Genomic DNA, 12,424 nt, shown 5'->3' on the forward strand with positions numbered 1-12,424 from the left:
CCTCAATAGAAATCGACGCTGCCGAGGAACACCTGGCCCCGGCGTTCGCAGCACGCATAGGGCCGCCAGAGCGCCCAGGCGTAGTCGCCTTGCTGGGCCTGTGTCAGGGAACCGCCGCGTGGGAAGACCGTGCAGGACGAGGACGGGGCGGGCGTGAGTTCCTGCCACTTGCCGGTCGAGGCATCACCCTCCATCAGCGCGCCGGCAGGCCAGTAGCCGGGCCGCGAATTCGCCAGCAGCGGCTGATAGACGTGGATCTGCCCGCGACGCGTGACCACATCGCCCGCACGCTGGGCCACCACGGCACCAGTCTTGTGGTCGTCCGTTTGGTGCAGGAAGCCGCCGCGCGGATAGACATTGCCCCAGAGGTTCAACGTCGAGCGTGCGCCGACCTCACGCATCCCAGGGATCAGTGCCTCCGGGTAGGCCATCTCGGGCACGTTGTAGCGCCAGGCGAGCGTGTCCAAGGTGCTGAGCAGATACGGCATGAACGCCGTGCCCGCGCCTTCGCAGAAGTAGCCCGATGACGATACGAACCGGTTGAACACCTCAACGCCGGGATGACCGATGACATCGGCGTTCTTGAACTTAGCGAGGTTGTTTTCGTGGTCGTTGCTGGCGGTACCGTCGCCACCTGCCTGGGCCGATGAGTTGGGCATGCTCATCGCCCGTACCTCGGCCCAAGGGTTTTCGCCAGTGTTGTTGTAGCTGGTGACGACCGCATCGGGGATGTAATGCCGCACTTTGACGGACGTGCGCACCGTGCAGCCGGTCACGGTGCAATAGAGCCAGTAGCAGATGCCCACCACCTGGTACTCCAGGCAATCTGGCGATGCCACTGAACCGACGATGGTCGCGGTATTCAGGGCGTAGCTCGCTGTGGCGCTGACCAACAGCAGCGAGGCCAGCGCGACACGCAGGCGGCGCAACAGGTCGAATGGGCGAATCACGGCTGTGTCCTCCGATGCTGTTCGATGCGCGCTACGGCACGCGCGACGTCCGGCTCGCCATAGACCACATAGCGCCGGTCCACCACGACGGCAGGGATGGTGGTGATGCCAAGGCTCCATGCGTCGGTGACGCCCTGGTATGCGAGGGCGATGCGGCGCTGAAGGTAAGTGCCGCCTTGGTTTAAGCGCTGCCGGACGATGGCTGCTGCCCGCTCCGGGTCGGTTGGCAGATCAGCAGAAAGCTCAGCTTCGATCCGGGGTGCCTGGTCCAGCTCGATCAGCCGCTCACCGCCCATGGCCTTGACCGGGTGGCGGCTGTCGGTGACGACCACCACATCTGTGGCAAAGGTGGCCGGGCTGAATGCGGCCAGGGAAGCTGGCAGCGCCACGGCCAGGCCAAAAATTCGCCAGCCTGACGCGAACCTGGAGGAAGATGCTGGCATGTCGCGTGCCCCGGAAGTTGATCAGGGCCATAGTCAAACGTGAACCCGATGCGGCACCAACAAACAATGCGCATCGCGGGCGGCCCACATACCTCCTGTCTCCTTGGGACAACAAAAGCACATCACTATTTAGGACTGACCTGCATCCCTCCGCTTCGAACAGAGATTGCTTGCTGCTGCATATTATCGATCAGCGACTGTGCTTCGATCTCTGCGGAACGAAACACAGTCGTATCCGGCCCTGCTGCGACCGGAGCTGCAGAACGGTCAAATTTTTCAGGTAGTCACGATCATTGCGTGGAACCAACCTCATAGCACGGAGAGAAGCCCGGCTGAATTCAGTGGGCGAAACGGCATTGGCAAATTTGAAATGATAGGTGCACGTTGCTTTATGAACCAATTGGATTAGTGAGTTCAACTGATCAGTAGATTCCGCTTTCCGATTAACACACGTTGAGCAGGAGGCAACGATGAAAACAATGAAGCGAACGGCAAGCTTGCTACTGGCCTTGGTCATGGGTAGTGCGTGGGCAGCGAGTGATCGCCAGTACTTATCAATAATGGCATCAACACGCTGAAAGTCCTGGGCACGGACTTTCAAGTGTTCCGGGCCTGGCGGGAGAACTACAACGCCCATGGATTTGATGTGGTGACCTTCTACTCCCGCAACAACGACACGTGGGGACTGGTATCGCTATTCGATGAATCGAAGGGTAACGAGAAGCTGGAGCTTACCGCCGGTGGCGGCGCTGATTGTCGTCTGCAAGATTTTCGTATGCTGGTTTCATCAGATGGTAGCGACGCCCAACTGCTTGTTGCCAAGCGCGATCCGAGGAACAGCTACCTTGACCCTGAGGCCGTGCACTTTGTGTATTACGAGCTCAAAAAGAATGAAGAAGCCCTTCCTGGCGCGCCATTATTTTTCTTTCAAACGACTAAGCGTGTGGACTCCAAGGCGGCATACTGCGATGTCAACGACGCGATCAATAACGAGTTGCACCTGGGGAAGCAAAGCGGATTTTGTGGCAAAGACTGCCCTGGGCGTTGATTCAACTGGCAGGGCGGCGTCTCTATAGAAACTACCGCGAAGGGTAGTGATACCACAGGACGGTTAACTGGAGTCCTTTCTAGCTTGTGAGGTCAGCTCGGCAGACGGTTACCTCTTTCCCAACCGGCAATCTGAGTGATCAACGCAGTCTGTTTTGGTTTAGGCTCTATGCCTGTTTTCAAGAGCGTCATGAATAGCTTGCGATTGCGAAATTCTAGAATCCTTTATGTGCGTATAGGAAGTTCCTGCTGCCACCTTGAATGAAAGGTTTTGAAAACTTCGTTCGATATGGCGTCGCACTGGCAGAGCGAGATAGGGTACTGTTACGAGCATCAAACAGCCTCCGAGTACGCAAAAAAGATTTTTGTTCAGTAAATAGACAGTATTTGCCATTGCAACAAAATATTTCTTCGCTAGCTTGAAATACGGGTCACCTAGCCCCTGTCGCGCTAATGCTCACAGTAGCGACGCGACATTAAATTATCCGGGCAACGCTTTAGCCCGTCTAATAGGGGCCGTATACATGTCCATGGGGACCGCCTCGATTTGTGCGCATCGTTCTGGCCCAAGCTCTTAAAAAATCACCGAATAGCTACTTGATTACGTCCTTCGCCTAATCCAAGAGGCGTTGCTGCAACAGCTCACGCCGATCTTCGGCCCGCTGCTCTGGGACTATAGCTACGTTTTTTGTCCGGTCAGAAGTGCTCATCAAGCCATCGATACTGCTCACTTCCATTCGACGGCGGGACACTGCTCGCGTGCGGAGCTTGACCGACGCCAAAGGCACGCGCATTGAGGACGGTGTCTGGAGCAAAGAGCGGGTGCCCCGCCTGGTGACAAGCTATATCCGCATTTACCCCTAGCGACGCCGGCCCATTATTTTTCCGTGCGCGCTTAAATGCTGCGCCGGTTGGGTCGCCTATTTCCCTGGGGCCTGTTGTTTCGCTCAGGCCACAGGGTCCTCGCGGCCAGCGGGGTGTCGTCACAGACTGCCGTGCGGTGCTGCCAGGAAGGCGGACTGGTGGGCAATATAAGAGCAGAGCATGCGCCAACAAACTCGTGTCACCTTTCGTCCAGCCAACCGTATGCAGGTGCTGCTGCAGGGCCAAGAAGAGCCGCTGGGGTTGATTGCCGATATTTCGGCGGGTGGTTTTCGGCTCATGTCCGAGCTGCCGATTTTGGTCGGCCAGGTTTATGGGCTCAGCATTGAGGTGCCGATCAGCGCTTCGCGGTTTCGTTTGGTGGATGTGTCGGTGATCTGCCAATGGTCACGCAAGACCGGGCGCTCGGGGCGCTTTGAACAGGGATTTGCACTCGAAGCGCCCGCGCAGGTTTACACCGATCTGGTGGATTCGTTGATGGCGACCCTGGTGTTGTCGCGTAGCAAAAAGGTGTAGCCAGCGGTTGAACAAACATCCTTAGGGCGAATATCGCCTTGGGCGATATCCGCCGTTACGCCGATTTCGCGAAACGGTGATTACCCCAAACTACCGAGAATATTCACCGCGATTTTTTCCGGAATCTCGTTCTGCGACAACACATGCAACCCCGGGCTAAACACCCGCGCATACCGCGCTAGCAACGGCCGCAATTGCGGCATCACGGTCAGAATCGGCGGGTGGCCATCCTTGCGCAGTTTCTCTTTCACCACCGGCATGGCGTTCTGCAGCTGGTTGAGCAAATTGGGCTCCACCGGAATATTATCCAGGCTAACCGGCCCGGCTTGCTGGGCGATGCTCAGGGCGCTGAGCAGGGTGTTTTCCAGGGCGTTCTCCAGCACAAACACCGACAGCTCACGCCGCTCGCCGGCAATGCCGCCAACAATGCTGCGGCGTAGCGCGTAACGCACATCCGAGGCCAGCAGCACTGCGTCTTTGGTGGTTTCGCTGCCTTCTAGCAAGGTGGTTGCGATGGTCACGATGTCTTTGAGCGGCACTTCTTCGAGCAGCAATTGTCGGTACACCTTGTGCTGCTGGGTAAAGCTCAGCGCGCCTTTGAGGTGTTCGGCCAGCTTGGGCGCCTGCGCCGCCAGGCGTTGCATCAGGTGCTCGACGTCATCGTGCTTGAAGATTTCCGGCAGGTGTTCGCGCACCACTTTGTTCAGGTGCGTGGCAATCACACTCGAGCAGTCGATCACCTGGTAACCGAGGTTCAACGCGCGCGGTTTGTCGGCGGGCAGAATCCACACCACCTGCATGCGGTAGGCCGGGTCGGTGCCCAGAATGCCGTCGATTTCGCCATACAGTTCGACGCCGGGAATCGCCATCAAACGGTCGGCATGCAGCTCGGCGCCGTCGATGCGCTCGCCATTGATATGAATGTTGTACTGCGCGGCCTTGAGCCGCAGGCTATCGCGGATTTGAACTTCGGGCAGCAGAAAGCCAAGGCTTTCCGACAGCGTTTGACGAACGCCGCGCACCCGTTGCGGCAACGGCGAACCCGAGGCTTCGTTGACCAGCCCCACCAGTTTGTAGCCTAGCGAAATCGACAGGCGTTCTACCAGCGGAATATCGTCCCAGGCCAGGTTCTGCGTGCGCTCCTGGTACATGGCCTTGCTGATGGCTTCGGTCTGTTCCAGGGTCGCCGCTTCCAGAGGCGGCTCTGCACGCGCCACGCGCCAAGCGATAAAACCGATGAGCGCGGCAAAGCCGATAAAAGCGATGTGCGGCATGCCGGGCACCAGGCCGAGAATCAGCACAATGCCTGCCACGGTGTAGAGCAACGGCGGTGAGGCCAGCATCTGCTTTTGCACCAGGCTGGTGATTTCCGCCGACTCGTTGACCCGCGTTACGATAATCGCGGCCGCCGTGGAAAGTAGCAGTGCCGGAATCTGCCCCGCCAGGCCGTCGCCAATGGTCAGCAGCGCGTATTGGCGAAAGGCCTCGCCAGCCGGCAGGTCGTACATCAGCACGCCAATGGCCACGCCGCCGAACAGGTTAATCAGTAAAATCAGAATGCCGGCCACCGCGTCGCCACGCACAAACTTCGAGGCTCCGTCCATGGCGCCGTAAAAGTCGGCTTCCTTGGACACATCAGCGCGGCGCTGCTTGGCTTCATCCTGGGTAATCAGGCCGGCATTCAGGTCGGCGTCGATAGCCATCTGTTTGCCGGGCAGGGCGTCCAACGTAAAGCGCGCGGTCACTTCCGAGATGCGCTCGCCGCCCTTGGTGATCACCATAAAGTTGATGATCATCAGGATCACGAACACGATCATGCCGACAATAAAATTGCCGCCAACCACCACCTCACCAAAGGCTTCAATCACCTTGCCGGCTGCGTCGGTGCCAGTGTGGCCGCTGAGCAACACCACCCGCGTGGAGGCCACGTTCAGGCAAAGGCGCAGCAGGGTGGTGACCAGAATCACCGTGGGCAGCAGCGAGAAATCCAGCGGCCGGCGTGACGACACGCTGACCAGCAGCACCAAAATTGCCAGGCCGATGTTGAAGGTGAACAACACGTCCAGCATCAAGGGCGGCAGCGGCAGAATAATCATAGCCAGCACGGCCAAAATCAGCAGCGGAATGGCAATGCGGCCGCTGCGCAGGGTGAGGGTCAGTTGCTGCAGTAGGGTCATGGTCGGGCTCGGCTCAGCAATTCATCGGGGACTTCAAGGTTGCGCGCCAACACTGGCGCACTGCGGCGCCCCTGGCGGTGCGCTTTGAGCTGCAGGATGTAGGTCAAAACATGCGCCACGGCCTTGTACAGCGGGGCAGGTATCTGTTGGTTGACCTGCGTGGTGAAGTAAATCGCGCGCGCCAGTGGCGGCGCTTCGATCACGTCCAGGTGATGGGCGTTGGCCATCTTGCGGATATAGAGCGCCGTCTCGTCCATGCCCTTGGCCAGCACATACGGCGCCTGGGCTTTTTTCGGCTCGTACTTGAGCACCACGGCAAAGTGCACCGGGTTGACCACCACCACGTCGGCGTTTTTGATCACGCGGTTGATCTGGCGCTGCGCCAGTTGGCGTTGCACCTGCTTGATCCGCGCCTTGACCTCGGGGCGGCCTTCCTGGGTTTTGTGTTCTTGCTTACGCTCTTGCTTGGTCATGCGCAGCTTTTTGCGAAAGAAGAAAAACTGCAGCGGAATGTCGATCACGGCGAACAGAATGAACACCGCCATCAGCACCATAATCAGGTCGTACGTCATGCTGAACGCGCTGCCGATGGCGGTAGGCAAGTCGCTGCGTTGCAGGGCAATCAGCTCCGGCACCACATGAATAATCTGCAGATAAGCCACCGCTACCAGCACGGCAATCTTGGCCAGTGATTTGAGCAGCTCCACCCAGTTCTGCATGCCGAACATACGGCCCAGCCCGCTGATGGGGTTGAGCTTGCTCAGCTTGGGGCTGAAGTTTTTCGCCGAAAACACCCAGCCGCCCGGCACCAGGCTGAACAGCACCACCAACACCGGCGTGAGCATCAGCGGCAGCAGAATCTGAATAAACAGCAGCAGGTTGTGGCCCATGATCAGGTCAAGGTCGTCCAGGCCCATTTCGCTGTGGCGCAGGTCCAGGTAAGCCAGGGAAAAGCTCTGGCGAATACCTTCATAGAAGTACATGGCGCTGAACTTCAGTGTCACCAACGTCACCAGCAGCGAGATGGTGGTCGATAGGTCTTTGGAGCGCGCGCTCTGGCCATCCTGCGTGCTCTTTTTCAGCTTCTGCTGGGAGGCGTCTTCGGTCTTTTCCTGGGCGCTGTTTTGCTCAGACACGCGCACCTCCACGCAGCAATTGGCCGATGCTATTCAGCAGTTCACGGCTTAGATGTAGGTAACTGTCGGGCAGGTTGGGCAGGGTCAGGTAAATGCACAGCAGACCCACCAGAATCGACATCGGAAAGCCTAAGGAAAACAGGTTGAGGGTCGGCGACACGCGGTTCAGCAAGCCAAAACAGAATTGCACCAGCAGCATGCAAAAGACCAGCGGTAAGGTGATCAGCACGGCCGCGGCGAGCACCCACGACAGCGCATAAATCAGCGTTTCAAAACCGTCGTAATGCAGGCCGCTGCCTACCGGCCAATAGACAAAGCTCTGGTACAGCACGCTGACGGCGAGCAGGTGGCCGTCGATGGCGAAAAACAAAAACACCAGCAGCACGAAATACAGCTGGAACATGATCGAACTTGACGACACGCCATTAATTGGGTCGTTGAACACCGCCATGCTCAGGCCCAGTTGGGTCGACACCACATCGCCAATCAGGGTGAAGACGGTGAACACCAGCTGCAATGCCACGCCAAGCAAGATACCGGTAGCGATTTGTTCCAGCGTGGTGAGCAGGCCTTTAGCCGACAGCGGGTCGATGCGCTCCATGCTTGGCAATGCGCTGGACAGCGCCAGGGTCACGGCCAGCGCTAGCAGAATGCGCACCTGCTTGGGCAAGGCTTTGTGGCTGAAAATCGGCGCCATGCTGAACAGGGCCAGAATTCGGCAGAACGGCCACCAGTACACCTGCAACTGCTGCAAGTAATGGCCGGCCTGGAAAATCGATTCGCTCGCGGGCATGGCCGTCAGCTGACCATGCCGCCGGCATTTTTGAACGTCTGGATAAACAGATCGCACAGCGTGCGCACAATCCAGTGGCCGGCAAACACCAGCATGCCCAGGGTGATCAGCAGGCGCGGCAGAAAGCTGAGCATCTGCTCGTTAATCTGCGTGGCGGCCTGGAACACGCTGACAATCAGCCCGCCAATCAGGCTGGGCACCACCAGCACGCAGACGATCAATGCCACTACATGCACAGCGTTGGCGACGATCTCGACGGCGCTTTCTGGAGTAATCATCGGGGCGTCCCTAAAACGGCTGCACGCTGGAAGCCAGCGTACCCATGGTTAATGCCCAGCCATCGACCAGCACAAAAATCATCAGCTTGAAGGGCAGGGAAATCATCATGGGCGAGAGCATCATCATGCCCATAGCCATCAGCACACTGGCTACCACCAGGTCGATGACCAGAAAGGGGATAAAAATCATAAAGCCCAGCTGAAACGCGGTTTTCAGTTCGCTGAGGACAAAGGAGGGCAGCAATAGGCTGAAGTCGAGGGTGTTGAGGTCGTCTGGCACGGTTTCGCCGGCCAGGGTGACCATGGTGTCCAGCGCGCTTTTGCTGGTTTGCGCGAGCATGAACTTGGACAGGATGGCTTTGCCGTTTTCCAGGCCTTGGGTGAGGTTGATCTGGTCGGCTTCGAACGGCACGTAGGCGGTGCTGTATACCTCCTGCCACACCGGCCGCATTACCAACATGGTCAGGCACAGGGCAATGCCGATCAGCACATTATTCGGCGGGCTCTGCTGCAAGCCGATGGCCTGGCGCAGAATCGCCAACACAATAATGAAGCGGGTAAAGCAGGTCATCATCATCAACATGGCCGGCAAAACGCCGAGCAAGGTCATGACGATCAAAATCTGCAGCTTGACGCTGACTTCCTGGCCGTTGGCCGTGTCGCTCAGACTCAGCAGCGAAATCTCGCCCCCGGCGGCCTGTGCCATCAACGGGCACAGACCCGCCAGCAGCAGGCCGAACAAGGCGAAGACGTGGCGGGCTGTCATGGTGTGATATCGCCTATGCCGTTGCCGCACAGCTCAACGATGCGCAAACCGTAGCTGCCATTCATTACCACCACTTCGGCCTTGGCGAACAGCGCGCCATTGACCTTTACATCCAGCGGTTCGCCGGCCAGCTTGTCGAGCACAATTACGCTGCTGGCGTCGACGTCCATCAACTCCTTGAGCGAGATCTCGGTGGACGCCACTTCCAGCGTGACGTTCACCGGAATGCGGCCGAAAAAACTCAGGTCTTGTTGCGGTAAGTGTGCGCCGCTGTCCTGGGTGCTGGTGTCAGCGTTGGAGCTGGGGGCCGCCAGGTCGTCGTCGTTGATCAAGGACTCGAATTCGTTATCGGAAAGTTGGCCGTTCATGGGTTTTTCACACTCTCAAGCGAGGTAACAAAGAGGGAGCCGTCTTCTTCGAAGAGCGTGCCGCGGAACAGTTTGTGCTGGTTGATTCGTACCTCGGCGTGCTCCAGCAGGCGCACCATGAGGATGTCGTTGACCTGCAAGGCCAACACTTGCGAAAGCGGCATTTGCAACGCCGCCACCACGCAATCCAAACGCACCGGCAGGTGCTGGATATGCTTGGCTGGGTCGCTTGCCAGGCCTGTGCTGGCCGGACCGGTCAAGCGCGCAGTCAACTCGTCGACCAACTGGTTGTCCAGATACAAAAAGATCGACGACTGCGTGCCCGACAGATGACTGAGGTACGTGAACTCGGCCACGTACTCCCACACCGCCGGGTCAAAGTCGTTTTCGTGCGGCGCTAGGTTGCCCAGGGTGGTACTGGACAGCAGGGCGCGGGCGAAGATCTGGGTGATGTCGATACCCAGGCGATTGCGCATGCGCTGCTCGGACGTGCTGATCGGCGGCGCCTCTTCGTTGGGCAGCCCGGTGCCGCCGTAATAACACTCCAGGGCCTCGGTCAAGAGTGGCCGGTCAATGGCAAAACCGACCTTGCCGTAAATGGCCTTATATAAGCAGTCCGGATCACTGGCGCGCGTTTCCAATACCTCGACTTTTACCAGTTCAAGGTTGATGCGGTAGTTGCGCAGGAAGTAGTCGCCGATAATACGGGGGTATTTACTGGCCACTTCTTTAATGTGTTGCGGAACCTTGTGGTAATGCCGCCCCAACTTCTGCGGCTTTAGCCGCGTGAGACTTTCCACAGGTACATGGTGATGAACTTTAGAGTGACCAGTCATAGTTAAGGCCATAGTCCTGAATTGCCCGCAGAACCCGCTGCAAAAGATTTCAGGGGGACTGATGCGCTGCCACCAAGGCTGCAGTGGCGAAAACGCGACTTAGCCGTGGACACCCCGTGGGGACGCTGTGGCATGGGGCGCAGCATGGCGTGGGAAGGGGGAAAATTTAAATCAATAGAAATCAAATGCTGTTTTTGACAGGCCTTGCGCCGGCTTGATTTTAATTAAGCACAAGTGATTTTGTGAATGGCGACACTCTTGTGTAGGATTTTTCCTGCGAGCTGATCCCGCACGTCATCGGGCGTAGCGAGTATATAAATAGTTCCGCGGCAGATGTAAAAGGCGACCCTATTGCAGTGGTATTAAAGGGTTATGGAGAAATAATTTCGTGCTGCCCGTTCACACTTGCGCCGCGTGTATAAACAGCAGCGAGTGCCTGCGCGACGAACTCAGGTAATTGACCTTGAACAGTCTAAGCCAAGCGAAGCAATATCCAGCCCAAGTGCACTTTGATGCGCCCGCGGCCAATCGCCAAGTGGTGGTGATAGGGCGGGGCGATGAAGCCAGTTATGCCTTGTTGCGCCAGCAATTGGCCGAGCAGCGTTGCTGTGTGCGGCGCTGCGAAAGCTTTGCCGAGCTGGACGCACCGTTGCTGGCAAGCGCGCGGTTGCTGTTTGTGTTTGTCAGTGGCCAGAACGCGACCGACCTGTATGCCCAGGCCGGTGCCTTATTGCGCCAGACCGGGAACATCAGCCTGGTGCCCATCGTTGAATACGCCGACCAGGAAAAGGCCTCTGCTTTGTTAGAGCTCGGCTGTGTCGACTACTTGCTCGCCCCCTTTAGTGAAAGCCAGGTGACGGCGCTGCTGCTCCGTCAGGAGCACGCGAGCAACGCCGAAGAAGGTTTTGTCTCCTGTTCGCAGGCTGGCCGCCGTTTACTGGCCATGGCACAACGCGTGGCGTCGACCCGCGCGCCAATCCTGATTACCGGCGAAACCGGCACCGGCAAGGAATTGATGGCGCGCTATATCCACCGCTTCTCCACGGCCAAGGCCGACGCACCTTTTATTGCCGTGAACTGCGCGGCCATTCCCGAGCAGATGCTCGAGTCAATTTTGTTTGGTCACGAGCGCGGTGCATTTACCGGCGCCGTGACTGCCCAGCCGGGCAAATTCGAATTGGCCAATGGCGGCACCTTGCTGCTCGATGAAATTGGCGAGTTACCCCTCGGCCTGCAAGCCAAATTACTGCGCGTGCTGCAAGAGCAGCGTGTGGAGCGCCTCGGCGGGCGCAAGGAAATTGAACTGAACGTGCGCATCGTCGCCGCCACCAACCGCGACCTGCAGGCCGAAGTGGCCGCCGGGCGGTTTCGCGCCGACCTGATGTTTCGCCTCGACGTACTGCCCCTGCACATCAGCCCGCTGCGTGAGCGCAAAGAAGACGTGCTGCCCCTTGCGCGGCGGTTTATCCGCCAATACGCGCCGCAGGAAACCAGCGATAACCTGCTCACCAGCGACGCTTGCCAGGCGCTGCTCAGCTACGAATGGCCGGGCAATGCGCGCGAACTGGAAAACACCCTGCAACGCGCCCTGGTGCTGCGCAACGGCTTGTTTATTCAGCCGCGCGACTTGGGCCTGAACCTCGACAGCCTGCCTGCCGCTGAGCCGCTGTTCGCCATTCTGCCGCCCGGCGAGGTCGGCAAGGCGGCCCTGCGCGCCAGCGGCAAGTGGGCCGAATACCAGCATGTGATCGACACCATCCGCCGTTGCGGCGGCCATAAAACCCGTGCCGCAGCGTGCCTGGGCATGACCACCCGCGCGCTGCGGTATCGCCTGAATGCCATGCGTGAGCAGGGCGTGCAGGTGCCGGTTTAAACCCAAGGGAGAAACACCATGAGTGCGATCAGTACGGTTCAACAGGGCTTGCTCAGCCAGCTTAATCAGCTAAGCCAGATTGCCGAGGGCGAGGCGATCAAAACGGCGCTTCAACTTCCCGGTACCCAACAGCAACCCGGCATCGGCGCCTCGTTTGAACAGGCGCTGCGCGCAGTGGATGCCGAGCAGATAAAAGCCAGCGAATCGATGGCCGCAGTTGACAGCGGTGAAAGCGAAAACCTGGTCGGCGCCATGATCGACAGCCAGAAAGCCAGCCTGTCCTTTACCGCCTTGTTGCAAGTGCGCAACAAGCTCAGCGGTGCCTTCGACGACATCATGAGAATGCCCCTTTAAGGGGG

Annotated in this window: 13 protein-coding genes and 1 pseudogene; 5 read left to right on the forward strand and 9 right to left on the reverse strand. The window is 58.5% G+C overall.

Annotated features, from left to right (window positions below):
* Nucleotides 1–2: 2 nt before the first annotated feature.
* Nucleotides 3–950: a TIGR03756 family integrating conjugative element protein gene (locus V3W40_RS32035; protein ID WP_330208579.1), complete on the reverse strand. Its 948-nt coding sequence runs from the start codon at nt 948–950 to the stop codon at nt 3–5.
* Nucleotides 947–1,393: a TIGR03757 family integrating conjugative element protein gene (locus V3W40_RS32040; RefSeq protein WP_330208578.1), complete on the reverse strand. Its 447-nt coding sequence runs from the start codon at nt 1,391–1,393 to the stop codon at nt 947–949. Before V3W40_RS32040 ends, V3W40_RS32035 begins: the two co-directional genes overlap by 4 nt.
* A 565-nt stretch (nt 1,394–1,958) precedes the next feature.
* Here V3W40_RS32040 and V3W40_RS32045 point away from each other — a divergent pair.
* The 3 genes and pseudogenes from V3W40_RS32045 to V3W40_RS32055 all read left to right on the forward strand — a co-directional run bounded on the left by V3W40_RS32045 (nt 1,959) and on the right by V3W40_RS32055 (nt 3,838).
* A complete protein-coding gene (locus tag V3W40_RS32045) occupies nt 1,959–2,441 on the forward strand; it encodes a carbapenem self-resistance protein CarG family protein (protein ID WP_442962889.1) in 483 nt (160 codons plus the stop codon).
* 610 nt (nt 2,442–3,051) lie between these two features.
* A pseudogene (locus tag V3W40_RS32050) lies at nt 3,052–3,213 on the forward strand (group II intron reverse transcriptase/maturase); the annotation flags it as partial.
* A gap of 271 nt (nt 3,214–3,484) precedes the next feature.
* Nucleotides 3,485–3,838 carry a PilZ domain-containing protein gene (locus tag V3W40_RS32055; protein ID WP_330208576.1) on the forward strand — a complete coding sequence of 118 codons (354 nt, stop codon included), beginning with the start codon at nt 3,485–3,487 and terminating at the stop codon, nt 3,836–3,838.
* An 80-nt stretch (nt 3,839–3,918) separates the two neighbouring features.
* On the opposite strand, the gene V3W40_RS32060 is transcribed toward V3W40_RS32055, so the two are convergent.
* From V3W40_RS32060 to V3W40_RS32090, 7 genes are read right to left on the reverse strand one after another with little or no spacing between them, the layout of a single operon-like run.
* A complete protein-coding gene (locus V3W40_RS32060) occupies nt 3,919–6,015 on the reverse strand; it encodes a flagellar biosynthesis protein FlhA (RefSeq protein WP_330208575.1) in 2,097 nt (698 codons plus the stop codon).
* On the reverse strand, nt 6,012–7,151 hold the full coding sequence (locus V3W40_RS32065; RefSeq protein WP_330216351.1) for an EscU/YscU/HrcU family type III secretion system export apparatus switch protein: 1,140 nt from the start codon (nt 7,149–7,151) through the stop codon (nt 6,012–6,014). The genes V3W40_RS32060 and V3W40_RS32065 overlap by 4 nt, the downstream gene beginning before the upstream one ends.
* Entirely contained in the window at nt 7,144–7,944 is an 801-nt protein-coding gene (fliR, locus tag V3W40_RS32070) for a flagellar biosynthetic protein FliR (protein WP_330208573.1), read from the reverse strand. Before fliR ends, V3W40_RS32065 begins: the two co-directional genes overlap by 8 nt.
* Nucleotides 7,945–7,949: 5 nt before the next feature.
* Nucleotides 7,950–8,222 (reverse strand): flagellar biosynthetic protein FliQ, encoded by a 273-nt coding sequence (locus V3W40_RS32075; RefSeq protein ID WP_330208572.1) that lies wholly within the window; start codon nt 8,220–8,222, stop codon nt 7,950–7,952.
* A 10-nt stretch (nt 8,223–8,232) separates the two neighbouring features.
* Entirely contained in the window at nt 8,233–8,988 is a 756-nt protein-coding gene (fliP, locus tag V3W40_RS32080; RefSeq protein WP_330208571.1) for a flagellar type III secretion system pore protein FliP, read from the reverse strand.
* Entirely contained in the window at nt 8,985–9,356 is a 372-nt protein-coding gene (fliN, locus tag V3W40_RS32085) for a flagellar motor switch protein FliN (protein ID WP_330216352.1), read from the reverse strand. Before fliN ends, fliP begins: the two co-directional genes overlap by 4 nt.
* Nucleotides 9,353–10,192: a FliM/FliN family flagellar motor C-terminal domain-containing protein gene (locus tag V3W40_RS32090; RefSeq protein WP_330208569.1), complete on the reverse strand. Its 840-nt coding sequence runs from the start codon at nt 10,190–10,192 to the stop codon at nt 9,353–9,355. Before V3W40_RS32090 ends, fliN begins: the two co-directional genes overlap by 4 nt.
* Before the next feature lie 502 nt (nt 10,193–10,694).
* Between V3W40_RS32090 and V3W40_RS32095 the strand changes: the two genes are divergently transcribed.
* Both V3W40_RS32095 and V3W40_RS32100 read left to right on the forward strand, forming a co-directional pair.
* The gene (locus V3W40_RS32095; protein ID WP_330208624.1) at nt 10,695–12,065 is read left to right on the forward strand and encodes a sigma-54 interaction domain-containing protein; all 1,371 of its coding nucleotides are present in this window, start codon (nt 10,695–10,697) and stop codon (nt 12,063–12,065) included.
* An 18-nt stretch (nt 12,066–12,083) separates the two neighbouring features.
* The gene (locus V3W40_RS32100; protein ID WP_330208568.1) at nt 12,084–12,419 is read left to right on the forward strand and encodes a flagellar hook-basal body complex protein FliE; all 336 of its coding nucleotides are present in this window, start codon (nt 12,084–12,086) and stop codon (nt 12,417–12,419) included.
* Nucleotides 12,420–12,424: the final 5 nt, after the last annotated feature.

Origin of the sequence: Pseudomonas sp. AM8 (assembly GCF_036346475.1) — a bacterium.
Classification (GTDB): Bacteria; Pseudomonadota; Gammaproteobacteria; order Pseudomonadales; family Pseudomonadaceae; genus Aquipseudomonas; species Aquipseudomonas marginalis.

What these genes read in the sequence shown, in the direction of transcription:
- V3W40_RS32040 (WP_330208578.1), bottom strand. Translation starts at nt 1,393, where the DNA reads ATGCCAGCATCTTCCTCCAGGTTCGCGTCAGGCTGGCGAATTTTTGGC.
- V3W40_RS32055 (WP_330208576.1), top strand. Translation starts at nt 3,485, where the DNA reads ATGCGCCAACAAACTCGTGTCACCTTTCGTCCAGCCAACCGTATGCAG.
- V3W40_RS32060 (WP_330208575.1), bottom strand. Translation starts at nt 6,015, where the DNA reads ATGACCCTACTGCAGCAACTGACCCTCACCCTGCGCAGCGGCCGCATT.
- fliR (WP_330208573.1), bottom strand. Translation starts at nt 7,944, where the DNA reads ATGCCCGCGAGCGAATCGATTTTCCAGGCCGGCCATTACTTGCAGCAG.
- V3W40_RS32075 (WP_330208572.1), bottom strand. Translation starts at nt 8,222, where the DNA reads ATGATTACTCCAGAAAGCGCCGTCGAGATCGTCGCCAACGCTGTGCAT.
- fliP (WP_330208571.1), bottom strand. Translation starts at nt 8,988, where the DNA reads ATGACAGCCCGCCACGTCTTCGCCTTGTTCGGCCTGCTGCTGGCGGGT.
- fliN (WP_330216352.1), bottom strand. Translation starts at nt 9,356, where the DNA reads ATGAACGGCCAACTTTCCGATAACGAATTCGAGTCCTTGATCAACGAC.
- V3W40_RS32090 (WP_330208569.1), bottom strand. Translation starts at nt 10,192, where the DNA reads ATGACTGGTCACTCTAAAGTTCATCACCATGTACCTGTGGAAAGTCTC.
- V3W40_RS32100 (WP_330208568.1), top strand. Translation starts at nt 12,084, where the DNA reads ATGAGTGCGATCAGTACGGTTCAACAGGGCTTGCTCAGCCAGCTTAAT.